At 49.0% G+C, this 23,864-nt stretch carries 29 protein-coding genes; 17 read left to right on the top strand and 12 right to left on the bottom strand.

The window, feature by feature from the left end; genetic code table 11:
- Window positions 1–780 precede the first annotated feature (780 nt).
- From rpsT to mutM, 3 genes are all read right to left on the bottom strand, one after another.
- The gene (gene rpsT, locus BM025_RS13420; protein ID WP_085849652.1) at window positions 781–1,044 is read right to left on the bottom strand and encodes a 30S ribosomal protein S20; all 264 of its coding nucleotides are present in this window, start codon (window positions 1,042–1,044) and stop codon (window positions 781–783) included.
- Between the two features lie 154 nt (window positions 1,045–1,198).
- A complete protein-coding gene (locus BM025_RS13415) occupies window positions 1,199–1,975 on the bottom strand; it encodes an enoyl-CoA hydratase (protein WP_085849653.1) in 777 nt (258 codons plus the stop codon).
- Window positions 1,976–2,034: 59 nt separating this feature from the next.
- Complete coding sequence (gene mutM, locus BM025_RS13410) at window positions 2,035–2,886, bottom strand: bifunctional DNA-formamidopyrimidine glycosylase/DNA-(apurinic or apyrimidinic site) lyase (protein WP_085849654.1); 852 nt, start codon at window positions 2,884–2,886, stop codon at window positions 2,035–2,037.
- An 87-nt stretch (window positions 2,887–2,973) separates the two neighbouring features.
- On the opposite strand from mutM, the gene ubiE reads away from it, so the two are divergent.
- Entirely contained in the window at window positions 2,974–3,738 is a 765-nt protein-coding gene (gene ubiE, locus BM025_RS13405) for a bifunctional demethylmenaquinone methyltransferase/2-methoxy-6-polyprenyl-1,4-benzoquinol methylase UbiE (protein ID WP_085849655.1), read from the top strand.
- Complete coding sequence (ubiB, locus tag BM025_RS13400) at window positions 3,738–5,273, top strand: 2-polyprenylphenol 6-hydroxylase (RefSeq protein WP_085849656.1); 1,536 nt, start codon at window positions 3,738–3,740, stop codon at window positions 5,271–5,273. The genes ubiE and ubiB overlap by 1 nt, the downstream gene beginning before the upstream one ends.
- On the opposite strand, the gene BM025_RS13395 is transcribed toward ubiB, so the two are convergent.
- The 3 genes from BM025_RS13395 to fliK all read right to left on the bottom strand — a co-directional run bounded on the left by BM025_RS13395 (window position 5,266) and on the right by fliK (window position 8,725).
- Window positions 5,266–6,114 (bottom strand): aminoglycoside phosphotransferase family protein, encoded by an 849-nt coding sequence (locus BM025_RS13395; protein WP_170842197.1) that lies wholly within the window; start codon window positions 6,112–6,114, stop codon window positions 5,266–5,268. The genes ubiB and BM025_RS13395 overlap by 8 nt on opposite strands.
- Before the next feature lie 77 nt (window positions 6,115–6,191).
- A complete protein-coding gene (locus tag BM025_RS13390; protein WP_085849658.1) occupies window positions 6,192–6,881 on the bottom strand; it encodes a flagellar hook capping FlgD N-terminal domain-containing protein in 690 nt (229 codons plus the stop codon).
- A gap of 11 nt (window positions 6,882–6,892) precedes the next feature.
- Complete coding sequence (gene fliK / locus BM025_RS13385; RefSeq protein ID WP_085849659.1) at window positions 6,893–8,725, bottom strand: flagellar hook-length control protein FliK; 1,833 nt, start codon at window positions 8,723–8,725, stop codon at window positions 6,893–6,895.
- A 116-nt stretch (window positions 8,726–8,841) separates the two neighbouring features.
- Here fliK and BM025_RS13380 point away from each other — a divergent pair, with 116 nt between their 5' ends.
- The 6 genes from BM025_RS13380 (at window position 8,842) to BM025_RS13355 (ending at window position 12,684) form a co-directional block, all read left to right on the top strand.
- A complete protein-coding gene (locus BM025_RS13380; protein WP_085849660.1) occupies window positions 8,842–9,135 on the top strand; it encodes a rod-binding protein in 294 nt (97 codons plus the stop codon).
- On the top strand, window positions 9,122–9,475 hold the full coding sequence (locus BM025_RS13375) for a hypothetical protein (RefSeq protein WP_085849661.1): 354 nt from the start codon (window positions 9,122–9,124) through the stop codon (window positions 9,473–9,475). Before BM025_RS13380 ends, BM025_RS13375 begins: the two co-directional genes overlap by 14 nt.
- A gap of 229 nt (window positions 9,476–9,704) precedes the next feature.
- Window positions 9,705–11,024, top strand: coding sequence for a flagellin (locus BM025_RS13370; RefSeq protein ID WP_085849662.1), 1,320 nt, complete (start codon window positions 9,705–9,707; stop codon window positions 11,022–11,024).
- Window positions 11,025–11,114: 90 nt separating this feature from the next.
- The gene (flaF, locus tag BM025_RS13365) at window positions 11,115–11,489 is read left to right on the top strand and encodes a flagellar biosynthesis regulator FlaF (protein WP_244515735.1); all 375 of its coding nucleotides are present in this window, start codon (window positions 11,115–11,117) and stop codon (window positions 11,487–11,489) included.
- Complete coding sequence (gene flbT / locus BM025_RS13360; protein WP_085849663.1) at window positions 11,489–11,896, top strand: flagellar biosynthesis repressor FlbT; 408 nt, start codon at window positions 11,489–11,491, stop codon at window positions 11,894–11,896. Before flaF ends, flbT begins: the two co-directional genes overlap by 1 nt.
- Window positions 11,893–12,684, top strand: coding sequence for a DUF1217 domain-containing protein (locus tag BM025_RS13355; protein ID WP_085849664.1), 792 nt, complete (start codon window positions 11,893–11,895; stop codon window positions 12,682–12,684). Before flbT ends, BM025_RS13355 begins: the two co-directional genes overlap by 4 nt.
- Before the next feature lie 249 nt (window positions 12,685–12,933).
- Here the strand turns inward: BM025_RS13355 and BM025_RS13350 are convergent, their stop codons facing one another.
- Together BM025_RS13350 and BM025_RS13345 are read right to left on the bottom strand one after the other, a co-directional pair.
- On the bottom strand, window positions 12,934–13,194 hold the full coding sequence (locus BM025_RS13350) for a transposase (protein WP_139204579.1): 261 nt from the start codon (window positions 13,192–13,194) through the stop codon (window positions 12,934–12,936).
- A 160-nt stretch (window positions 13,195–13,354) separates the two neighbouring features.
- Complete coding sequence (locus BM025_RS13345) at window positions 13,355–14,677, bottom strand: FliI/YscN family ATPase (protein ID WP_085849665.1); 1,323 nt, start codon at window positions 14,675–14,677, stop codon at window positions 13,355–13,357.
- An 80-nt stretch (window positions 14,678–14,757) separates the two neighbouring features.
- Between BM025_RS13345 and BM025_RS13340 the strand changes: the two genes are divergently transcribed.
- From BM025_RS13340 to BM025_RS13300, 9 genes are read left to right on the top strand one after another with little or no spacing between them, the layout of a single operon-like run.
- Window positions 14,758–15,147: a FlgB family protein gene (locus tag BM025_RS13340; protein ID WP_085849666.1), complete on the top strand. Its 390-nt coding sequence runs from the start codon at window positions 14,758–14,760 to the stop codon at window positions 15,145–15,147.
- A 10-nt stretch (window positions 15,148–15,157) separates the two neighbouring features.
- Window positions 15,158–15,550: a flagellar basal body rod protein FlgC gene (gene flgC, locus BM025_RS13335; protein ID WP_085849667.1), complete on the top strand. Its 393-nt coding sequence runs from the start codon at window positions 15,158–15,160 to the stop codon at window positions 15,548–15,550.
- Window positions 15,551–15,561: 11 nt separating this feature from the next.
- Window positions 15,562–15,858, top strand: a complete 297-nt coding sequence (gene fliE, locus BM025_RS13330; protein ID WP_085849668.1) for a flagellar hook-basal body complex protein FliE — start codon at window positions 15,562–15,564, stop codon at window positions 15,856–15,858.
- A 2-nt stretch (window positions 15,859–15,860) separates the two neighbouring features.
- Window positions 15,861–16,127 (top strand): flagellar biosynthetic protein FliQ, encoded by a 267-nt coding sequence (locus BM025_RS13325; RefSeq protein ID WP_085849669.1) that lies wholly within the window; start codon window positions 15,861–15,863, stop codon window positions 16,125–16,127.
- Window positions 16,127–16,843 carry a flagellar hook-basal body complex protein gene (locus BM025_RS13320; protein WP_085849670.1) on the top strand — a complete coding sequence of 239 codons (717 nt, stop codon included), beginning with the start codon at window positions 16,127–16,129 and terminating at the stop codon, window positions 16,841–16,843. Before BM025_RS13325 ends, BM025_RS13320 begins: the two co-directional genes overlap by 1 nt.
- A gap of 12 nt (window positions 16,844–16,855) precedes the next feature.
- Window positions 16,856–17,641, top strand: coding sequence for a flagellar basal-body rod protein FlgG (gene flgG, locus BM025_RS13315; RefSeq protein WP_085849671.1), 786 nt, complete (start codon window positions 16,856–16,858; stop codon window positions 17,639–17,641).
- A 32-nt stretch (window positions 17,642–17,673) separates the two neighbouring features.
- Entirely contained in the window at window positions 17,674–18,075 is a 402-nt protein-coding gene (gene flgA, locus BM025_RS13310) for a flagellar basal body P-ring formation chaperone FlgA (RefSeq protein WP_244515730.1), read from the top strand.
- A gap of 14 nt (window positions 18,076–18,089) precedes the next feature.
- On the top strand, window positions 18,090–18,815 hold the full coding sequence (gene flgH / locus BM025_RS13305; protein WP_085849673.1) for a flagellar basal body L-ring protein FlgH: 726 nt from the start codon (window positions 18,090–18,092) through the stop codon (window positions 18,813–18,815).
- A gap of 11 nt (window positions 18,816–18,826) precedes the next feature.
- Complete coding sequence (locus BM025_RS13300) at window positions 18,827–19,333, top strand: flagellar basal body-associated FliL family protein (RefSeq protein ID WP_085849674.1); 507 nt, start codon at window positions 18,827–18,829, stop codon at window positions 19,331–19,333.
- 99 nt (window positions 19,334–19,432) lie between these two features.
- On the opposite strand, the gene BM025_RS13295 is transcribed toward BM025_RS13300, so the two are convergent.
- The 4 genes from BM025_RS13295 to flhA are packed head-to-tail and all read right to left on the bottom strand — an operon-like array spanning window position 19,433 to window position 23,746.
- Window positions 19,433–19,795, bottom strand: a complete 363-nt coding sequence (locus tag BM025_RS13295; protein ID WP_085849675.1) for a hypothetical protein — start codon at window positions 19,793–19,795, stop codon at window positions 19,433–19,435.
- Window positions 19,792–20,889 (bottom strand): EscU/YscU/HrcU family type III secretion system export apparatus switch protein, encoded by a 1,098-nt coding sequence (locus BM025_RS13290; protein WP_085849676.1) that lies wholly within the window; start codon window positions 20,887–20,889, stop codon window positions 19,792–19,794. Before BM025_RS13290 ends, BM025_RS13295 begins: the two co-directional genes overlap by 4 nt.
- The gene (locus tag BM025_RS13285) at window positions 20,889–21,665 is read right to left on the bottom strand and encodes a flagellar biosynthetic protein FliR (protein WP_085849677.1); all 777 of its coding nucleotides are present in this window, start codon (window positions 21,663–21,665) and stop codon (window positions 20,889–20,891) included. Before BM025_RS13285 ends, BM025_RS13290 begins: the two co-directional genes overlap by 1 nt.
- Entirely contained in the window at window positions 21,662–23,746 is a 2,085-nt protein-coding gene (gene flhA / locus BM025_RS13280; protein ID WP_085849678.1) for a flagellar biosynthesis protein FlhA, read from the bottom strand. Before flhA ends, BM025_RS13285 begins: the two co-directional genes overlap by 4 nt.
- Window positions 23,747–23,864: the final 118 nt, after the last annotated feature.

Raw genomic sequence — 23,864 nt, 5'->3', positions numbered from 1 at the left:
ATTCGACCCAATTATAATTCTTTTTCATTATGTACCGGCATCAGAACCGACACATGAACTATGCTGCAACACACAGTCCAAGGCTCAACGCCTCAGGTCATCAAACTTCATACACGACGGCCAGAAATGAACCTGACCAGTCAGAACACACCCCTCACAGTGCATAGAGACTTGCCCAAAAGGGCACCTGTATAAACCACGCGTACAGCAAGACACACCTAGAGAATCCAGACAAACGAGAGTCTGGGCACACTGTGCCTAATGCTGTTCAACGTAAGTGGACATACCAGAATGATTACCACGCCAAAGCGGCATCATTTCTAGGCAGTCTGACAAAGAATACCCCTATTCTTTTGACCAGACGACACCAACACGAGAACCGAGGCAGCCTCAAGAAAACAAAGCTTGGTCGTTGCCAAAGCAGTCTTCTAAATCCGCATGGTTGGTGAATGTCCCCCCAAGACGACATGAATCGCATGATCAAACTAGCAACGAGCCACAGGCACACGCAACTGATCTTCGCGCTTGACTCTGTCTTTACCGAAGACGAATCTAAAAAGCCCCTTTTGCCCCTGCGTGACGTGTCTCAATTGCCGCAATTCGTGTTGAAATCAGTCCAAGAGAAACAGGGGATTGCGATTATATCCACAGATTTGGTAGCGGGCTTGACCGCAGCAGATTCGCTGCAGCGCCGCACTAAAATGGCTAAAAAACCCATAAAATAGCACAAAAAAAACGCACCCTAAGGCGCGTTTTTCAATCTATTCAAAGTCGTAAGACTTAGCCGAGCGCTTTAACACGCGCAGCAAGACGAGACACTTTACGAGATGCAGTATTCTTGTGCACGATACCTTTGGTCACGCCACGCATAAGCTCTGGCTGAGCCGCTTGCAGAGCTGTTTTTGCAGCAGCAGAATCGCCAGATTCGATTGCTTCTTCAACGCCGCGCAAGAATGTGCGGATGCGTGAACGGCGTGCTTTGTTAACTTCAGTGCGACGTTCAATTTGACGGGCGCGCTTTTTTGCTTGTGGTGAATTTGCCATGGTGTCTTTCCCTCTCTCGGGCTCAAATAAATTACGATTGCGCAATAGGCCCATGCCCAAAATCGGACAGGAAAGTCATAGCCTGAGCGGGCTCCACGCGCATGTAAGGAGGTCCCATAAGGGAGAATCGTTCAAAAGAAAAGCCTAAACCACCCTATTTATCGCGGAACTGCGGTGTGCGTTTTTCAAGAAAGGCTGTCATGCCTTCAGTTTGATCATCTGTGGCGAACAATCCATGGAACGACCTACGCTCAAACAGGAGGCCTTCAGCAAGCGTTGTTTCGTAAGCACGATTCACCGCCTCTTTTGCAGCCATCACAGACACAGCGCTTTTTTCAGCAATTTTATCAGCTGTGGCGATAGCATCATCCACAAGCTTCTTGGCGGGCACGATACGCGACACAAGCCCGCATCGCTCGGCCTCTTCGGCATTCATAAAGCGACCTGTTAGGTGCATTTCCATCGCTTTTGATTTGCCAACAAACCGCGTTAAACGCTGCGTTCCCCCCATGCCAGCCATGATACCAAGATTAATTTCAGGTTGGCCAAATTTCGCAGTGTCGGCCGCAATGATAAAATCGCACATCATCGCCAATTCGCAGCCTCCGCCCAGCGCGTAGCCAGACACAGCTGCGATGACTGGTTTACGCACAGCCGTTATAGCATTGGTTTCAGAGCCAAAAAAGTCAGTAAGTGCCATGTCGGAAAATGATTTATTTGACATTTCTTTGACATCAGCCCCTGCGGCAAACGCCTTTTCAGAACCGGTAATAACGATGGCCCGCACTTTCGGGTCCGCATCAGCCTTACCCAGCGCAGCTGCGAGTTCCCTCAACAGTTCAGAATTCAAAGCATTGAGCGCATCAGGGCGATTGAGTCGGATCAATTGCACACTGTTTTGAACATCGACGATAAGAGTTTTATAGGCCATGGTCGCTCCAAAGATCAGTTGGTTGTGCTAGGTTTAACAGGCCTTGAAATCTAATCAAATCAACTTTGGCAGCTTGGACAAAAGAATGTCGATCTGCCTGATTGTGTTATCCGCTCAACCACAGATGTACACTCTGGCGTCACACATGCGCCACCCTCTCGACCATACACACGAAAACTGTGCTGAAAATAACCGAGTTCGCCACCAGCCTGTCGAAAGTCCTTTAGCGATGATCCCCCCGCTTCAATCGCCTCAAGCAATATATCTCGAATGATCGGCACCAAAGGCACGATTGCGGATGGCTTAAGGTCTTTGGCCTTGGTCGCAGGATGGATACCAGCACGAAACAGCGCTTCGCACACATATATATTGCCAAGCCCCGCAATAAGCGATTGATCCAGCAAAGCTGTTTTAATGGGGGTGTTTTTCGTTTTCAATGCTGAGACCAAGTATGCCTCATGAAAGTCATTTCCCAAAGGTTCTGGGCCAATCTTGACCAACAAAGGATGCGCCTCAGCGGTCCCTGTGTCGAGCAAATCCATCGCACCAAAGCGACGCGGGTCATTAAACGCAACACGCGCGCCATTTTCCATATGAAAGACAACGTGATCATGTTTGATCAAGGCCGGATGCTCATGCACGAATTGCCCCAAAGGATCACCAGATACAGTCATGCGCCCGGACATACCTAGATGGATTAAAAGCGTCTCACCTGTATCAAGGTCCGCCAAAATGTATTTCGACCGCCTGCGCAGCTGTAGCACCCGCGCACCACTAATCCGCTCGGCCATCAGTTCAGGAAAAGGCCAACGTAAATCAGGGCGATTCACATCTGCCTGAGTGATCACAGCGCCCGTCATGCTGGGTTCTAGCCCGCGCCTAACTGTCTCAACCTCGGGTAATTCGGGCATTTTGCTGTCTCTTTGCTGGTGCTGGCGATTGTCACGCGCGATGTGAGGCCTATAAGAAGGATAAGTTTTGCAAAAGGTGCAAGGGAAATGACTCAGTCAAGCGAAAGCTCTAGCGATAAGACCACACATTTCGGGTTCAAAGATGTTGCCGAAGATCAAAAGGCCGGCATGGTTCATGAGGTCTTTACCAATGTCGCGTCAAAATATGATGTGATGAACGATGTGATGTCGATGGGCATCCACCGGGTGTGGAAAGACGCTATGATGGACTGGCTTGCACCGCGTCCACACCAACGCCTTTTGGACGTGGCTGGCGGCACAGGCGATGTTTCGTTTCGTTTTTTGAAACGTGCGCCTGGGGCGACTTCAATTGTGCTGGATATGACCGAATCTATGCTTGTTGAGGGCCGAAAGCGCGCTGAGGCCGCACAAATGGCATCCGACCTTTCTTGGGTGACAGGCGATGCGATGGCCCTACCCTTTGAAGACAATCAATTCGACGTCTACACAATTTCTTTTGGCATTCGAAATGTCACCCGCGTGAACGAGGCTTTGTCTGAGGCTTATCGTGTTTTAAAACCTGGCGGACGTCTGATGGTTTTGGAGTTCTCGCAATTACCGAATGCAGCGATGCAAAAAGCGTATGATCTGTATTCATTCAACGTCATTCCACGTATGGGTAAACTCATCGCCAATGATGCGGACAGCTATCAATATCTTGTAGAGAGTATCCGCAAATTCCCTGATCAAGAAACTTTTGCGGGCATGATTCGCACGGCGGGATTCACCAATGTCAGCTACCGCAACCTCAGCTTAGGTATCGCGGCGCTTCACACAGGTTGGAAGATTTAATGCGCGGGCCGCACAATATATGGCGCCTGATCCGTACAGGCGCGACGTTTGAACGCACAGGTGCGCTTAAAATTATTTTGGATGCAACAGACACCCCGCGCCCTTTGCAAATCGCTTTGCGAACTTTGGTGTGGCCATTCAAATGGTTGGGCATAAAAGGAGACGAGTCGCGTCCCCCTATCACCCGCGCCATCACGGCACTTGGGCCTGCCTATATAAAATTTGGCCAAATCCTGTCGACGCGCCCCGATGTGGTGGGTGATGAACTGTCGCAGCAATTGCAAATTCTGCAAGACAAACTGCCCCCCTTTCCACGAGATGTTGCCATTTCGGTAATCGAAACAGAACTCGGCTGTAAGCTAGATGATGTTTTTTCTGAATTCTCAGAACCCGTTGCTGCGGCGTCTATCGCGCAAGTGCACAAGGCCGTAAAACGCGAAACAGGCGAAGCAGTTGCCGTTAAAGTTTTGCGCCCAAATATTGGGCGTGCGTTTCGGAAAGATGTCGATGCGTTCTATTTTGCCGCATGGTTTATACAGCGATTTTTGCCATCTTCACGCCGCTTACGCCCCCAAGATGTGGTGGCGCACTTTGAGGGCGTAGTCTTAGGCGAACTTGATTTACGCCTCGAAAGCTCCTCTGCGGCAGAATTTTATGCAAACACCCAAGGTGACGAAGGGTTCTATGTGCCCAAGGTCGATTGGGCACTTTCCTCACGCAGTGTGATGACACTGGAATGGCTCGAGGGCATTACGGCCTCAAACATTCCGGCAATCAGCGCAGCAGGACACGACCGTGCAAAACTTGGACGTATCGTGCTGCAAATGTTTCTAAGCCATGCCTTGCGCGATGGTTTTTTTCACGCAGATATGCACCAAGGTAACCTTAAGATCATGCCAAACGGCGATGTCGCTGCGCTTGATTTTGGTATCATGGGTGTGCTCGATGCCTACACGCGTCGAGTCTATGCTGAGATTATTTTCGGCTTCATTCGCAAGGATTACCAGCGCATCGCAGAAGTGCACTTTGAAGCCGGCTATGTGCCTGCCGATCAAGATGTCGATGAATTTGCCCGCGCGTTACGCGCTGTCGGCGAACCTATTTTTGGAATGGACGCCACCCAAATTTCCATGGGCCGCGTAATGGCCTATTTGCTTGAGGTCACCGAACGTTTTGGCATGGCCACGCGCACGGAACTGATCTTGCTCCAACGTACAATGGTTGTCGTCGAAGGTGTCGCGCGGTCTCTTGACCCAAAAATCAACATCTGGGAAGTATCGCAGCCAGTGGTGGAAAGTTACATCAAAGAAAACATCGGCCCCAAAGCTTTGATGCGCGACCTTGGCCGCACTGCGATTGTGCTTTCGCGATTTGGGCCAAAGCTGCCACAAATTGCAGAAACGATTCTCATGGCGCAAACTCGGTCATCTGAGCCACAACCGTCGCGCATATCCCTAAGACAATCCGCATTGCTAGTAATTGGCGGAGGGCTTGCTGCTGGACTTGGTGCCGCTGTGGCACTGATACTTAGCTGAACTCAATCGCACCAGCAGTAGCATAGTCTGCCTCGCCTCGCCGCGCTTTCCATTGGCAATAACATGCCATACGCCAGCGATATAATGGTGCGAGCGCCTTAAAGCGGTCCGTAATTTTCTCATCACCATAGGCGGCCAGCAAGGCATCAATTTCATGGGTGTCCAAAGCTGTTGCCCCGTAAATAAAATGCATCGCACCTGACAACGCGATTGATAAGTCATGCACAGGATCACCAACGGCAGGACATTGCCAATCGACAAAGGTCACGCCGATGTCTGTGTTGATCGTATTTGCTGGCGTAGGATCGCCATGTAAAAAACACCCATACACCGACGCAAGATTAGGTACGTTGGGGACATGGGCACGCAGATATTTTGCACGCTGTGATCTATCCCCCTCAAGAAATGCCAAACCCTGCGTAAAAATAGCCTCGGGGGCACCGGACACCTGTCGAAGGCCATCGGTAGGGGTGTGCGTATGCAGGTGTGCCAACCCGGCGATCATTTGACTTGTTGCCTTTGACGAGATTTCCCCCGCGATAAAATCATAGACCAAGCAAGGACCATCATCCGTTTCAAAACGACCGCGGAACGGCGGCGACAAGCCTGTGCCAGAAAGAGCAATCAATACATTTTTTTCATCATCAATGTCATTAGAAAATAAAGGGTTAGATCGGTTTTTATCAAAAAACTTAAACACCATCTTCATATTCGGGAAATGACCTAAATAGACATGATTGGTTCTGCCACCTGAAAGTTTTTCCCAATGAGTAGATGCGCTAAGATGCGCCGCATTTGCGGCTTGAGCCAGTCCTTTAAGCTTTTCAGTCGTTCCAAGCACAGTACATCCCATTGCCCCCACGTTGTCTTAGTAACCTTACAGACCTGCAGTAATGAGATGCAATAGATTGGCCGAATCTAGGCCGGTTCTCGTAGCGCCGAAATATCCTGTGCGTCAACTTCAGCGCCCCCTTTCATCACGAGAACTGTATTGGTACCCTCCGCTCGGGCCTCAATAATATGGCCATATGCCTCAACCCCCATCGTGGATAAATATTCATCATGCGCAAAATTTTCTAGTTCAAACGTATAAGTACCTGATGGAAAAGGCTCACCATTATCATCAACTCCGGCCCATTCCACATAGTCCGATGTCGTTGGAACTTCGGATGTCTGCACCACAGTTCCTGTAGCATTGCGCACAATCAAAAAGGCCTGGTCCGCAGTCGACGCGGGCTCTGGCGCCAGCGTAATTGGCGCACCATCAAATTGAACAGACGCATCAGAGCGCGCCTCCATTCCAACCCAACCCGCAATTTGTGCCATACCAATAACCCCCATCTGAGCCCCCAAAGATTGCAGCAAGTCATTGGTTTGAACTTGCTGCTCTACACTTGAAAAAGTGGCCAATTGAACAGCGTAGTCAGAGGATTCGATAGGATTCAGGGGATCTTGATTTTGCATTTGAACCGTCAGCATTTTTAAAAAAGTTTCAAAATCAGAACTCAGTTCAGTATTTGAAGCAACGTTCTGTGCAGCGCTTGTGGAAGCGGCAGCTGAGGTTGTATTTGTGGTCGTCCCTTGGGTGGCACTGTAAACGGCAGTCATATCAATATTCCTTACATTTTGAGGTCAAGACCAGTTGGTCCATCCAAGTTAAGCCGAGCAAGGTGAGAGGGCTGCGCCACTTTTTCGGCAGCTTTTGTGATCTCGGCGCCATTTTCAGATTCTCCTGAACCAAATTTTTCAGATCGGTCCGTGTTGTCTTGAGATGCGTTCTGACTATCTTGCTGAAATTGAAAGCTGGCGCCTTCATATCCAAGATCAGAGAATTCTGCTAAAAGACTGTCAAGATTACGCCGCATGAACTCCAATGTGTCAGGACGTTCTGCAGCAACCACAACGTTCATCACCCCTGCTTCAGAGATCTGAAACGTTAATCTCACCTTGCCCAGTTCCTCGGGAGAAAGACTGATTTCAATCGGTCCATCTGGAAGTTGTCTTGCTACATCTGCAATTTGAGCGGCCAATCGCGCTGGTAGCTCAACTCGCGTGCTTTGAGTCAACTGGTCAGACTGGGAAATTTGATCCAATTGTGTAGATATTCCCGCACCCCCACCATACAAAGGCACGGTTTCCAAGCTTTGGGTTTTCATGCTGCTATCAACCTCGAACGGCTGCACATTGCCCTCGAATACACCCGAATAGGGGGCCATACTTCGCTCTGAAATGGTTGGCGTGGAGTTGGTATCAACACTGGTTCCGCTATGTGGCGTTGTGGTTACAGGCGCCACAGGACTATCCACCTGTGTGTCTTTAGAAACCACTAATTGGTCTTCTACATTACTTTGCGACAGTGATTGTTGCTCATTGCGTGAAGCCTGAATAGACATAGTTTTTGGTGCCATAGACGTCTGGCCAGGCAATGAAATATTTTGAGAGGCATCGATACGCGACTCAGTTAGGCCATTATCACTATAGCGACCGGCAGGAATAACCATCGCACTCAGCACCATAGCTTCAGAGACGATCTGTTGAGTAGTGCCCTTCACAGATTCACTAACAGGGAGAGCAAGATGGCCCCGCTGCACGCCCAGCGCCGACGCTGCATAACCCTGAGATTGCGCGCGCGTGTTAGTGTTTTCAACCAGCCCTGCGCCTACAAGGCGAACCACATCTAAGTTTTTAGCATCAGGCGTTGGAGCGATTACAATGTCAGGCTTCCCAAGCGTAGCCTGATTTTCGGCAAGTGCCACACCGTCAGCACCAAAAGCAACAGGTAGGCTAGATGCTGGTAGATTCAGTTCACTCGAGATATCGACATTTGATTTTATCCCAAAGTCTATCGATGGAGCGATCATATTATCAGGCAACTGATTCTGTTTGCTAGCGATATCCGTAACGACTTTACTCAATGTCACCAAAGGTGGCGCTATGATCATCGGATGTGCCACCACCAATGGCACTATGGAACCTGTAGACAGGTCACCACTTTCGACACTTTCTGACTGGGTTCCATCCTTTACGCCTACGGTCTCTTTATACGGTGCCTCTGGGCGCTTTGCGTTCGTGGTTTTAGTTTCCCCTTTTGAAGTAGAAAACTGGGCTGACACCAAATCAGTGCCTAAAACCACCTTTTCCAGAACATCGAGTGGGCTAGAGCTAATATCAGGCGAAACGTCAGGGTGGAGTTGAGGCGCTTCGTCAACAATATGCGTGTTCGAAACTATTGCCTCAGTCAAAATCTCCCCTAGTCCATAATCGGTCTGGCCCTCGAAAAGGGTGGCGCTTAAATTTGCTCCGCCTTCAGTACGCTGAGTAGAATCAACGTAAGTTTGAAAGTTTCGCGACACAGAAAACGACTCACTCGTCCCGTTAGGCACCTGTGTAGGTTCCTCTATCTGTGCGCCTGAAACCGCACCTGATGACTGTTGTAAATTTAAAATCTGCATGTCTTGTATCCGGAAATTCTTTCACCGATGCCCCATTATGTCTGGATAGAGTTACCGGTTCTTTACCAGTTTGCGATTATTCTAAAAAAAATTATTCGGACTGGGATGATACGGCGATGCAACTCACCACAGAATCATATGGCGTGAATGAAGCTCTCGTAAGGCCTCCAACACGAGACGACAAACTACGAGATGTCTCTGAAAAACTAGAAGCTACGTTTTTAGCTGAAATGCTTAAATCTGCCGGATTTGGAAAAAATCCAGATGCCTTTGGTGGCGGAGAAGGCGAAGATCAATTCGCATCTTTCTTAATCCAGGCGCACGCGGAAAAAATGGTTAAAGCTGGAGGCATCGGGCTCGCGGAACAGTTGTTTGAAGCCTTAAAGGAGCGCACTGATGGGGCTATTTAGTACGCTAAAACCGACCAAAGCGCTCACTCAACTCTTGGAAAAGGAGCATGATGCAATCATCGAAGCCGCATTTTCCACCTTGCCTCAAATCAGTGCATCCAAATTAATACTTATGCAATCTGTCGCTCGATCTTCTGCCACACCTCATGAGCTTGAAGTCCTCAAAAAATTGACGGAACGTAATAGAACGCTTTTACTTGCCTCTGCTCGTGGCCTGCAATCAGCGCGCAAACGACTCTCTATATTACGTGCCCCCAAGCCGATACTGCAAACGTACGGACCAAATGGAATCGTGTCCGATATTGGCAATAAGCCATTAACTATAAAGAAAAAAATATAGAGTTATGCCCAAATTTTGCCTCAAATCACACACAAAAACCATTATGCCTTAGGGAACTTTCAACCTTTAGGCAGCTATGTTCAGAGCGCACTCCGAGGGGTGGCACGGCAAACTGGAAACAGTCAGTCCGTAGATAGTCAGAATGACACACCTGAAATCGTCCGCGAGGACGGCTCACGTAAATCATGTGGCGTAAAACGCGCCTATATAGACCAAAGGAACATAAATTATGTCCAGCATTCTGACAAATAATGGCGCAATGGTTGCGCTTCAAACCCTTAAATCAATCAACACCCAGCTCGGCGACACACAAAACGTGATTTCCACAGGTAAATCGGTGTCATCTGCAAAAGATAATGCATCGATTTGGGCCATCTCAAAAGTAATGGAATCGGACGTTAAAGGCTTCAAAGGCATCTCCGACAGCCTGTCACTGGGGGAATCCACTCTTGCTGTTGCCGCAAGCGCCTCTGAGACGATTACCGATCTTCTGACTGACATTAAGGGCAAAATTGTTGCGGCTCAGGAAGAAAACGTGGACCGGACTAAAATCCAAACAGATATCTCGGCCTTGACGGATCAGATTAACTCAGTCGTCGGCGCAGCTCAGTTCAATGGTCTCAACCTGATCGACGGCACCTCAGCTGACGATATGAAAGTTTTGTCATCGCTTGATCGATCCTCTGATGGCTCCGTCTCAGCATCACATATTTCTGTTGAACGCCAAAGCCTATCGGTCACAACATCAGCAAGCGCACAAAGCTTCGGTACGACCGACGCCGCAGACGCAACAGCCGCCGCTGGATATATGTCTGGGACCACCGCAACGATCGCTGACGATGCTGCCTATGCTACAGGCACAAACATGACTTCGGTCGCGGACGGCGCAGATGAAACTATTACCGTTGGCTCGGTTGCCGCTGGCGTCAGCTACCAGCTTCAACTTAGCGACCTCAATATCAACGTCGTCGGTGGCGGCTCTGCTACGGGGGATCGCACTTTTGAATACGTTGCAGGCGCAGATGACAGTGCTCAAGACGTTGCAACCAACTTGAAAAACCAAATCAGCAGTTTTTTTGAGGCGGCCACTGACACTGGTGACTATACGGTCGCCTTAGGTGGCACCAACGGAAATGAGATTACCATTTCCAACGATTCAGGGACAGCAATCGACGTAGGTCAGCGCATTCAAACTGGCGGTACAGCAGGATCCTCTGCGGCATCGGGCGGTCTCGGTGCGTTGTCGACAATTGATGTAACCAGTGACGCGGGGGCCACCGGTGCGCTCTCAGCAATCGACGGCTTGATCAAGCAGTCTATCGACGCTGCAGCGGCCTTCGGTTCTGCTCAAGGTCGCGTCGAATCGCAATCTGATTTTGTTTCCACTCTGACGGACTCTTTAAAATCCGGTATTGGCTCTATGGTCGATGCAGACATGGAAGAAACCTCTGCCCGTTTGCAAGCCCTTCAGGTACAGCAACAGCTCGGTGTGCAATCTCTGTCGATGGCCAATCAAGCTCCACAATCAATCCTGTCGCTATTCCGTTAAGAGCAACTTTCCAAGCGACCTTGGGTCGCTTGGAAAACTCCGCGGCAAAAAACCGCATCTTAGATTACATTGTCACCGGAAGGATCCGACGTGAACGCTTTCGATATGGCCCGAACGGCCTACACCTCTCCTGCTGCTCCAATCCGTACCGATCGAGGCATAGAATACAGCGCTTTTGCAAAAATAACACATCAACTACGTGCGACAGCAGCTAAGAAAAAAACCTCTTTTCCGGAATTTGTCAAAGCCCTAAACGAAAATCGTAGGCTTTGGACTTTGCTTGCAGGCGATGTTGCATCACCCGACAACCAATTGCCTAAAGAACTTCGTGCTCAGATTTTTTACTTAGCCGAATTTACGCAAAAACATACCTCAGCCATCTTAAAAGGTAAGGCCGACGAGGTATCTCTAATAGATATAAACACATCAATCATGCGTGGCCTTCGCCGCGAAGGAGGCCATTAGTGAGTGGACTTGTCTTAAAACTTGGCCCCAAAGAACGGGTCTTAATAAATGGCGCAGTTATTGAAAATGGTGACCGTCGCTCTCGGTTATCGGTTGTAACGCCAAATGCAAATATTCTACGGTTACGGGATGCTATCCATCCCGAGGATGTCAACACGCCTGTACGCCGCATCTGCTACATTGCTCAACTCGTGTTGTCTGGGGATGCAGAACCAGACGACGCTCGCCTACAACTTATACGTGGCATCGAACAGCTTAGCCAAGTTTTAACTGACAACGATAGTAGGGGGTTTTTAAACGACGCCACAGATGCTGTGCGCGAAGATCAGTTTTATCAAGCACTAAAGGCGTTAAGAAGTTTGCTTCCACGTGAAGAAAGACTATTTTCCGCCTCGAGACCGCAGTGACCTTCCAACCCGTCGTTCCTTTAACTGGCTATTCTGGCTGGGCATTCCTCAACAGAACCATGGAGTCTCAGAAAGAGGCCTTTAATGAATCGTCGAATATAAGACGCGATACAGACTATTTCAAAGAAAATATTGGATCCATTGAGACGGCGGAAGACCTTATGTCGGATCGGCGCCTCCTATCCATCGCTCTTGGGGCATTCGGGCTCAATGAAGACATCGGCAACACTTATTTCATTCAAAAAGTACTAACGGACGGTACGGTTGATGATGATGCTCTTGCCAACAAATTGTCAGACAAAAGTTATTTAGAGTTCTCCAAAGCCTTTGGTTTTGGAGATTTCGGCAGCCCAAACACAACTCTGAGCGAATTCCCTGACAAAATTATTGCTAAGTATCAAGATACTCAATTCGAAATCGCAATCGGTGAACAAGATGATAGCATGAGGCTTGCACTGAATTTAGATCGAGAATTGGCGACAATCGCGAATAAAGGCACCTCTTCAAACGGAGCGTGGTATGGCGTAATGGGAAACACAGCAGTACGTACAGTATTCGAAACCGCGCTCGGTCTACCAACCTCTATTGGCAGCTTAGATCTTGAGCAGCAATTGACTGCGTTTAGAGAAAAGTCTGAAAGATATTTTGGAGATAGCGAGGTCTCTCAATTCGCAACCTCAGACAAACGCGAAGAATTGGTGAGATTATTTCTTGTAAGAAGCGAAATCACACAAGGCAACGTAGGAAATTCCGCCGCTCAAAATGCTTTGACGCTTTTATCGTCCTAACTTCTGAACCGCCCCGAGTTTACTAGAGAGTGTTTGGTTCAAATATTAGGCTGCATTTCATTGGCATTTATGGTTTCATAGAACATCTCGTCGCCACAAAAATTTGCACCCCATTCGACGGATGGATCACAGCGCAGCCACGATCTCAGCAATGCGTACTGCGGGTGTGTTTGCATCAAACCTGACCGTCACATCACCCTTCATCACATCAAGAATTACCGATGAGGCGGACGATGGGCAAGCCGCTTTCTACGCCTCAGGTTTTTCAATCTGCACTGGCACAAACTCCATGCCATCCAAGTTGGGCAAAACAAGCTTGCCCGTCCGCGCCATGCGCCGCCAATCCGAAGCGCTGCTGGGCCTCAAACCATATCGCTTGGCCACCCCACTCACTGTAGCGCCCTCAATCAGCGTTTCCGCAACGATTCGAGCCTTCAGTTCCAGAGGCCAACGACGCTTGCCATCTGTACTGCGTGGTATCCTTACGAGAAACTCGCTCAAAGCTTCCATAGAGGAACTCCCTTCAAATCTAAGAAGTGACCGAACGCATATCAACCGAGCATGCGGAATGTGGGGGCGAAGTAACGCTTACACCAATCGATCCATTTTTAGCGCCCCCCATTTGCTCTACCCTCTGCAAATTGGGCCATTTTGAGTTAGAGTTACTCCCTTAAGTTTCGCCTATTTCTACACAAATTCTCAGCCGTTCAAAACTTGCATCAATTGAATGCAACTCCGCTTCCGCCAGAAAGGCATCAAGCTTTGGCCAACATTCAATTGCTGCATCAATATTGGCATCGGAGCCCTGAGAATAAAGTCCAGCCTGAATCATCATTTCTGATCGATCAAAAGTCCCCATCAATTTACGGGCCTTAGCAAGCACTTCGTTTTCAGACGGACTGGCTGCTACTGGCAACGCGCGGGACACTGACCTTAACAAATCAATTGATGGAAAACGACCGCGCTCCGCGATCTTTCGATCAAGAACCACATGCCCATCAAGAACGCCGCGTAAAATATCAGCGATGGGTTCCTCCATATCTGATCCCGCGACGAGTACCGAGAAGACCGCCGTTATATCACCAGATTCGCCAACCCCAGGCCCAGCTCTTTCACAAAGAGACGTGATAAGATGTCCCGTCGACGGAGGATATCCCCTTAAGCTTCCAGTTTCGCCCATGGCCAAAGCAACTTCACGGTGCGCTTCCGCAAATCTTGTTATAGAATCCGCAAGAAACAAAACTTGGTGCCCCTTGTCACGAAAATGTTCTGCAACAGCCATAGCTGTCCAAGCGCACCTTCGACGTACCAAGGGAGATTGATCTGATGTCGCGGCCACAATCACAGCGCGCTTCATTCCCTCAGGCCCTAAAACCCGTTCTACAAATTCGCGCACTTCACGGCTACGCTCGCCAATCATAGCAATCACAACGATATCTGCCCGAAGACCTGTGGCCAGCTTGGCTAAAAGCGTCGATTTCCCAACGCCAGAACCAGCAAAAAGCCCAACCCGTTGCCCGCGCACAATAGGTAATAGTGTATTAAAGACCGCCAAGCCTGTTTCAAGACGCTCCCCCAAACCACGACGCTCTGTGGGACTCACTGACGTGCCCCGCAATGGACGATATTTACTGCCTCGGAATATTGGACGGTCGTCAATAGCATTCCCAAAAGGGTCAATCACACGGCCAATCCACGTATCATGCGGTGCAATTTCATTATTACCAACATGCGCAACGGGATCACCGATAGACAACCCATCAGCCCCACCATCAGGTAAAATAGTGATTGTTTGCTTTTCAAGTTGCAACACTTCACCCAGCCGCGCGGCTTTACCCTGGCCGATTTCGACTAAATCACCGGATGCAGCGATTTTGCTTAGGCCACTCACAACCAACACACCCTGTGCAACTTTAATGATGCGCCCCACGCTCTGGACCGGCTTTATTGTCGAAATTTCTGTTTTCAGTACGTCAAAACCAATACCAACCATATGTATCTCCCCATTCGACAACTCTTTCTAAAGGAATCAGGGTTAAGCCTTAGTTGACATAGATCGAGGGAGAAGCCCCGATGTTCCAAAAATTGGACATTTTCCAGATGGCGAGTGGCTTGGCGAAACATGCCAGCACCCGCCAAGAAGTTATCGCGAAGAATATCGCGAATGCCGATACACCAAAGTATCGTGCACAGGATGTTGCGTCTTTCAAAGAGACGTACAGAGGTGCCCCAACAGGAGCAGCTATGAAAAGCACCCGCGCCAGCCATTTTCATGGCGCTCAAGATGAAACAACCCCTATCAAATTCTCGGATACTGCAGGCCCCAGTTCGCCCAATGGCAACACAGTTGCGCTAGAGACAGAAATGATGAAGGCCACTGAAGTGCGTCATCAGCATGATCTCGCGATGTCAGTTTATAAAAGTTCCATGAATATCCTCAGAACCTCAATTGGTCGCAGATAGGAGTTATTTTATGAGTGATCTTTTCAACATCCTTTCGCTTTCATCCTCGGGCATGGCCGCACAGGCCAATCGCTTGCGCCATGTTTCAGAAAACATCGCCAACGCAGATACACCCGGATATCAGCGCAAAACAGCTTCGTTTGAACAAGTTATTGAACACGGCCAAAAAACAGGTGCGGTACAAAGTGGCCCTGTTGAGTTGGACCAAACACCAACCAAGCAAGTGTATGACCCAGGGCACCCAATGGCTGGCGAAGATGGTTTTTACAACGGCTCGAATGTTGAAATCATGATCGAAATTGCTGATGCCCGCGAAGCGCAGCGAAGCTATGAAGCTAACCTCAAAATGTTTGATCAAGCGCGACAAATGTCGACGTCGCTGCTTGAACTTCTACGCAGATAAAGGAGACCAGAATGGACATCCGATCCGCATATGCAGCCCAAGGCTACGCATCCACAAAACCAGCAACGGCCCCAAAACCAGAGGCAGGCTTCCAAGGAGCTGGAGGTAAAATTGCGCAGGCTGCGGGAACTTTTTCTGACACTCTGCAACAAGGCGAATCCATTGCGCAAGCCGCCATGACCGGTAACGCAGATAGCCAGGCTTTGGTGCAAGCATTGGCACAAACCGAACTCGCGGTAGAGGCCGCTGTCTCGGTTCGTGACAAAGTCGTCGAGGCCTATCAAGAAATTTTGCGGATGCCAGTGTAGTCATGGACGATTTGATTTTTTACGACACTTTGCGGCAAGCGCTTTGGATTTCTGTGGTGATTTCAACCCCGATCCTTGTCGTCGCACTCCTTGCGGGGGTTAGCATCGGCTTGGTCCAAGCTCTCACAAGCATCCAAGAAATGACACTCACCTTTGTACCAAAACTTGGTGCTATCCTGATCGTCTTTTGGATGACCATGGGCTTTATGACCGAAACCCTTAGTGCATTTTTCGTAGATCGTATCATTCCCTTGATCGGAGGCCTTTGATGGACAGCATAGGTTATACAGCCATCACGCGGCTGGCAGGTCTCAGTCGAGAAATGACTGCAATCGCAAATAATATCGCAAATAGTTCAACAACAGGATTTCGCAAAGAAGGCCTGATTTTTTCCGAACATATTTCCCGCCTAGAACCCGGGGAGGAATCTCTTTCAATGGCACAGGGCAATGTGCGCCACACCAATGAAAGCCAAGGCCCACTCACGCCAACCGGCGGCGCGTTTGACTTTGCGATCGAAGGGGATGGTTTTTTTCTCATCGAAACCCCAGACGGCGAAGCACTCACGCGCGCCGGTGCCTTTACACCAAATGAGGCAGGTGAACTCACAACACACGATGGGTATCGTTTGCTCGACAATGGTGGCGCGGCAATTTTCATTCCGCCAGATGCACAAAACATTTCCGCAGCAGCCGATGGCACTCTGTCTTCTGATGGCCAACCCATCGCGCAAATCGGACTTTATACGCCAACAGACCCAATCAGTTTAGACCGTACCAACGGCGTACGCTTTACCACGGATAGCGGGATTGAGCCCATTGAGGGCGCTGTAATTTTGCAAGGATATGTCGAAAGCTCAAACGTCAATGCCGTAACCGAAATAACACGCATGATTGATGTGCAGCATGCCTATGAGTTGAGCCAAACATTCATTGAAAAAGAGGACGAGCGTATTCGCTCGGTTCTCTCAACCCTTGGTCGATAAGGAGTACATAAGATGCGTGCCTTAAAAATTGCAGCGACTGGCATGAGCGCCCAACAAATGCGTGTGGAAACCATTTCGCAAAACCTCGCGAATATGAACACTACAGGCTACAACGCGCGCCGTGCCGAATTCGCCGACCTTCACTACCAACAAATGACACGGCCGGGGACCATCAATTCATCTGATGGCACAGTTCTTCCAACTGGCGTGCAACTTGGCCTCGGCGTGCGACCTTCTTCGGTTACGATTCAACTGGCACAGGGCGCATTATCTGCGACTGGCGGCGACTTAGATCTCGCTATCGAAGGTAAAGGGTATCTGGAAGTCACACTGCCCTCGGGCGATTCTGCGTATACACGCGATGGTGCCCTCAAGAGATCTGCTGACGGCTTGATAGTGACGTCCGATGGACACGGCGTCGTACCGGACATTGTCATTCCGGATGATGCAAAATCAATTTCAATCAATGCCCAAGGCGAAGTCTACGCTTACTTCAACGATCAAGTTCAACCTCAGTTACTTGGTCAATTTTCATTGGCAAACTTTACCAATGCCAAAGGCCTTGAAGCCATTGGATCAAATCTATTCTTAGAATCTGTCGCTTCAGGTCCCGCAATCGTCAACGAACCTGGGATCGATGGCACAGGCACGTTACGCCAAGGGTACCTCGAAGACAGCACCGTGGATGCCGTGCGCGAAGTCACTGAGCTGATTGAGGCTCAACGTGGCTATGAACTGAACGCCAAAGTGATCACCGCAGCCGACCAAATGCTGTCAGCGACAACACAAATCCGATGAAACATTTCATCTGCATAACTCTGGCCATGTTGATGTCCCCATATCATGTTTCAGCCGAAACAATCGTTGCTGCACGTACGATCCGCGCACAAACGATTTTAACCTCAAGCGACATGACCCTCATCCAAGGCGATGTTCCGGGGGGGCTGATTTCGACAGACGAAGCCATCGGGCTGGAGACAAGAGTTGTCTTATATTCTGGCCGTCCCATCATGGCGGGCGACATCGGGCCCGCAGCCATCATAGAGCGCAACCAAATCGTCAAACTCATTTATGCCATAGGCACGCTATCTATATCAGCCGATGCACGCGCCCTCGGTCGTGCCGGACCTGGCGATTTGTTGCGCGTCATGAACCTTACATCAAAATCAACAGTTTCCGGCATCGTTGGCTCCAACGGAGCAGTTTATGTCGGCGAACTTCCAAGATCATAATTAGGGATAGTATTATGCGGTTTTTCTCTCTTCTTCCCATGGCTATTTTGGCCAGTGGTTGCAGCAGTCTCGATCAAGTTGGACGCACGCCTGACTTTACACCAGTCAGCAACTCGGCAGAAACATCAGCCATGCTCAATCCATCTCTGCCTGAAGTGATTGCAAAAACCAGCCCTATCGATGGGGCATCCCTATGGACCGCATCACGCAAATCCCTTTTAGGAGACCGGCGAGCTATTGAACGTGGTGACATCATGACCGTGGTCATCGAAATCGATGATAGCGCAGAGTTTTCTAACAAATCTTCCCGCGGCAGGTCCGGAACAGAAACTGCGGGCATTCCATCCCTTCTCGGTATTCCACAGCGCATCGATGCAATATTACCAGAAGGCGCATCACTCTCTGAACTGGTCAGTGCAAGCGGGACATCTAGCTCGTCTGGCAATGGCTCTGTAACGCGGAATGAAAAGTTAGAACTGATGATTGCCGCGACCATAGTAGACGTGCTTCCCAACGGCGTTTTACACATCCAAGGGTCCCAAGAGGTACGCGTTAATTTCGAGATTCGAGAGTTGTTGGTTGAGGGGTATGTACGTCCTGAAGACATCTCTCGGCAAAACGAGATCACCTATGAAAAAATCGCAAGTGCGCGCATCTCTTATGGTGGTCGAGGGCAAATCACCCAAATGCAACAACCTCGATATGGTCAACAAATCGCTGATATTGTTCTTCCGTTTTAACAGAGGCTTATATGCTCAAAAAAATATTACCCATTTTACTCGCACTCATCGGCCTCGGAGCAGGAATAGGTGGCGGTATCGTACTTAGGCCAGACCAAGAGATCGTGGTAATCGACCCATGCGGCGATGTACCAGCGCACGACACTCATGAGGCAGAGGTATTAGAAGAGGGCGACGACGACGCATCATCTGAATTTGAATACGTGAAGTTGAACAATCAATTTGTGGTACCCGATTTGGACGATGGTCGCGTTGCTGCGATGGTTGTTTTGTCGCTCAGTTTGGAAGCAAAAACTGGGGCCCGTGAAGCAATTTATGCCCGGGAGCCTAAACTGCGAGATGCTTTTTTACAGGTCCTATTCGATCATGCAAATACAGGAGGCTTCAAAGGTGCCTTTACAGACAGCGGCACGATGAACACCCTGCGCACGGCCCTGACTGAAATCGCCCAGAAAACGATTGGAAATCAGATCAATGATGTGTTGGTAATCGATATCGTTCGACAAGATGTTAAATAAAAATAGCAAGTTATTGCGGTCCAACCATTTAGGGATGCAGGCCGTCCGTGAGGTGAATCTTATAGTTGACTGAAGCCTATACTATGTTGGGTCGTAGACTTACCGTTTGCTTTTGGCGTCGCTTTCAAGTGTTTTAAGAACCTCCGTGCGGCCAAAAGCATGCTTTGCAATAACAAGTTGATCTTCCCTCTTTTGTGCAATTCTGGCCAGATCGCTCATTATCGATCGTTTTTCACGCCCAGCCCAAATCTGCCACTTCACATCCATACCAGAAAGGGCTGCTTGCGAAATTTCAAAACCACCATTGTCTTTATGGTGCGTTTCCTCTTGAGCGATGGCCTTCAACCTTGCCAAAGGCACACTTTCTTCATGGGAAATTTCTGACAAGCGCACGAGTTCGGTGTTTAACTTCAATTCCGCCAATACCTGTAACTGTCGAATTTTAATTGAGGCTTCCGTCATGATCTCTTACCAAACCTTGCTTTCATTTTAATCCGCATAGATTCTGCAAACCGCACCGACGCCGCGACGGCCCTATAATGCTCAGGTAAAATTTCTTGTCCGATCTCAACTGTTGCGTAAAGCGCACGTGCTGTTGGCGGGTCCCTGTGAATGGGCACAGAATTTTCATTGGCAATTTCACGGATTTTGGCGGCAACCTCATCGACACCTTTTGCAACACAGACTGGCGCACCGCCCCGCATTCTATCCCACTTTAGTGCAACGGCATAATGGGTTGGATTAACGACAATAACATCAGCCGATGGCACATCTCCAAGCATCTGTTTAAGTGCAATTTCTTGACCTTTTTGACGCCTCTTTTGCTTCATATGAGGGTCGCCTTCTTGATCTTTAGACTCGTCGGTCATTTCCTTGCGAGACATACGGTGCTTACGTTGATGTTCGTTATGTTGAAATAAATAATCGACCCCGCCAATAGCCATTGAAATGACAAGGACGATGAGCATGAATCCCAAGCACAATTCCAGCAACATCACGGTGACCATTCCAGGGCTCAATGACATTGTCGCCAAGATAACGGGTATTTTTTTGACAAGATAAACACCCAAAACAATTGAATAAGTGCTCAGTTTAAAAAAGCTCTTTGCGAACTCAAACATCCCTTTTCGGCCGTATTTATTTTTAGCATTTGAAATGGGCGATATTTTATTGAGCTTTGGCTCAATTTTACTTGGGGCAAAAACCAATGACTGCGTGGCAATGATGGCAGTCAATGCAGCCAGCGCAGGCAATATGAACCAAGGCAGAAGCGCACTGAATACCCCCCGCATAGTCTCACCAGCCAGTACCGTGCCTGAACCTGAAAACCACTCCTCGGACAAGCTATCGGATTTTTCCAAAAGGCCTTGCAGAACCGTACCAAGCTGGATCAATGATGCGCCACCAAAGACAGCTCCGACACCAATAAAACCCATGTATGCCGCCGAGGTAATCAGGTCGACGGATTGAGGGATTTCGCCTTTTTTGCGAGCGTCATCTAATTTTTTTTGAGACGGTTCATATTGCTTGTCGTCGTCGCTTTCACCATCAGACATTACGATGCCCCAAACGGGTTAAACAGCAACAGGTCAAATCCCTTTCGCCAAATCTGAAGCAAAAGCGGCAGCGTAATAAACATCAACACCATGCCGCCAAGGGTGATCGCCGGGGCACCGACCATAGCAACCATCAATTGCGGCATAGCGCGATTGATGACTCCCAGCGCCACATTGTAAACTAAAGATGCAATCACAAATGGTGCAGACAATGAAAATGCCATCGAAAACCCAGATCTTATATGCTCCAATCCCCATTCGGAAAGTTCTCCGGCGCCGATAAACGTACCAACAGGGATGAATTTATATGACATGATCAAAATCTCAACGACACGCACATGAAGATCAAGCATAGCCGCGAGCGCCAAACCACCAACAAGCAATAAGTGCCCGACGACAGGCTGAGCATCGACAGCACCACCGCCAAACATCTGGGAAAGTGACGTTGACATGGCGATTATAGCCCCTGCCATTTCCAAAATGATCACGAAAATACGAAGCACCATTCCAACAGCTAGTCCTGCCAAAACCTCAGTCGCCAAAGCTCTGCTCATAATGCCCTGCTCCACCGCATAGGGCATAAGGTCTTCCGCAACAGCGGGCGTTACCACGATGGCAAAACAAAGCGCGAGAGCCAAGCGAACGCGTTGGGGAATACTACGTTCGCCAAATGCTGGCAGGACTGCCATCATCGCGCCAACACGCAAAAAAACCAAGAACCCAATCATCAACATATCTTGCGTTAATCCAAGGGTTGCAGGCAGCAAATCCATCATGCCGGCACCAGACCAACCAGAGCAGGACGTGCCTCTGTGCCAATCTCTTCAAAAGAAAACACTGGATTTTGAATACCTTGGGCCGCAAGAACCGTCTTTAAGAACTTGCGCCGCCGCGTTGATGTTACGATAGCGGGGTAGACGCCAGTTTCCCCTGCTTTCGCAATTTTGTCAGCCATAGATTTTGCCAATCTATTGAAATCCGTCGGAGGCAGCGCAACATCTGACTGACCTCTGTCTCCATCAATTTGATGCGCTGCAAATTTCGCTTCCCACTCTGGGGCCAATTGCAACAAAGGCAGCGTGCCATCTGGTCGTTTTATTTCGGAAATCAATTGAAACCCAAGCCTATGGCGAACGTGCTCACAAATAGATTCGGGAGTGGCATGCGCCCCTCTTGCTTCTGAAATCGCTTCCAAAATCAAAGATAGATTGCGAATGGAAACACGCTCTTCAAGTAAAAGTCGGAGTATAGACAGAAGCATATCCATAGGGACTTTGTCAGGCACCAAATCATCGAGTAAACGTTGATTAGATTCTGCCCGTGCTTTGTCAGTTAAATTTGTCATTTCATCAAGAAGACGACGCAAAGTCCGCATTGTGAGTAACCGTTGAAAATTGCGCTTAATGACTTCAAGCAGATGTGTCGCAAGCACCTCTGTTGGAGAAACAACGGTACACCCTAAAAGGGCCATTTCCTCTTTTTGATCATCCGAAACCCAGCGCGCAGGCGCGCCATAAACAGGTTCTTTGACATCTTCGCCAGCCGGGAATCCGGTTGTATCCCCTGAAAGCAGCGCCAAGGCCAAATCTGGGCGTAATTGATCACGTGCCTGCTCTACACCTTGAATGCGCACGACGTAACTTCCTGACGGGAGACTGGGATCATCCGTGAGCCTTATCTCAGGCAAAATGAGGCCAAAGACGGTAGCAACATGATTGCGCATATTTGTGATCCGAGCATCAAGACCCGTTTGCGGATCAAGGACCATGGCAACCAAATCTGGTGCGAATTCAACATGGATGTCATCAAGATCCAAGATATCTCCAAGAGACTCTTTTATGTCTTCTGCAGCTCGTTCGGGCGGATTCTGTGCTATCTTTGCATTTTCACGATCTTTGTTAGACACAAACCAACCAGCAGCCCCCAATGCCCCCGCGCCTAAGATGAAAGGCAAAAACGGCAAGCCAGGAACTAATGCGAACAGCCCCATCAAAACTGCCACTGTGATTAATGCTGGAGGATAGCGACCCAGCTGTTTGAATAAAGCCAAATCGACAGATCCACTTGCACCACCTTTTGCCAAGAGGAGTGCTGCGGCGATAGAAATAATGACAGATGGAATTTGACTAACAAGACCATCTCCAATTGTAAGAATTGCATAAGTTTCAAAGGCTTGTGATGCAGGCATTCCATGTACGGCGATACCAATAACCAGCCCCATAACGATATTCATCAATGTGATCAAAAGGCCAGCGACAGCATCACCTTTTACAAACTTTGATGCGCCATCAAGAGAACCAAAAAAAGTTGTTTCGGCCAACTCTCGTTCGCGGCGCTCCTTGGCTTCTTCATGGGATATCGCGCCAGCGGACATATCCGCATCGATGGCAAGCTGTTTCCCGGGCATGCCATCTAACGCAAACCGTGCGCCAACTTCAGCCATACGGCCCGCACCTTTGGTGATCACCATAAAATTAACGATGAGCAGGACGATGAAAACGACAAGCCCCAGCAGAACAGATCCCCCCATCACAAAACTAGCAAATCCTTCAATAACATTGCCGGCGGCACTTGTGCCTTTGTGACCCTGTCCAATAATGAGCTTTGTTGATGATACATTTAACGACAACCTGAGCATCAAACTGGCAAGAAGCACCGTAGGAAATACTGAAAAATCTAGAGGGCGCTCAATAAACAGCGTCACAGTAAATATCAAAATGGCGAGGGCAAAACTGGCCGCCAAACCAACATCCAGAACCCATGCTGGAACAGGTAAAATCATCATCACGATGACGGCCATCAGGGCGAGAGCCAGCAAAATAGTTGGCCGAAAAATAGACTGGAGTGTTAAGTTCATTGCCCACCGCATTTCTTTCAGATGTAGAACTCAGATTAAGTGATTTATGGTTTACAAGAGGTAACCAAAGCCTAGAGAATTCTAAATAATTCAGTCATGTAGCCGTGCACTCAAAAAG

It is taken from the genome of Pacificibacter marinus (genome assembly GCF_900109555.1).
Taxonomy (GTDB): Bacteria; Pseudomonadota; Alphaproteobacteria; order Rhodobacterales; family Rhodobacteraceae; genus Celeribacter; species Celeribacter marinus_C.
Note: the sequence above shows the minus strand (reverse complement) of the source record. Positions and strands in the feature narration are given on the sequence as shown.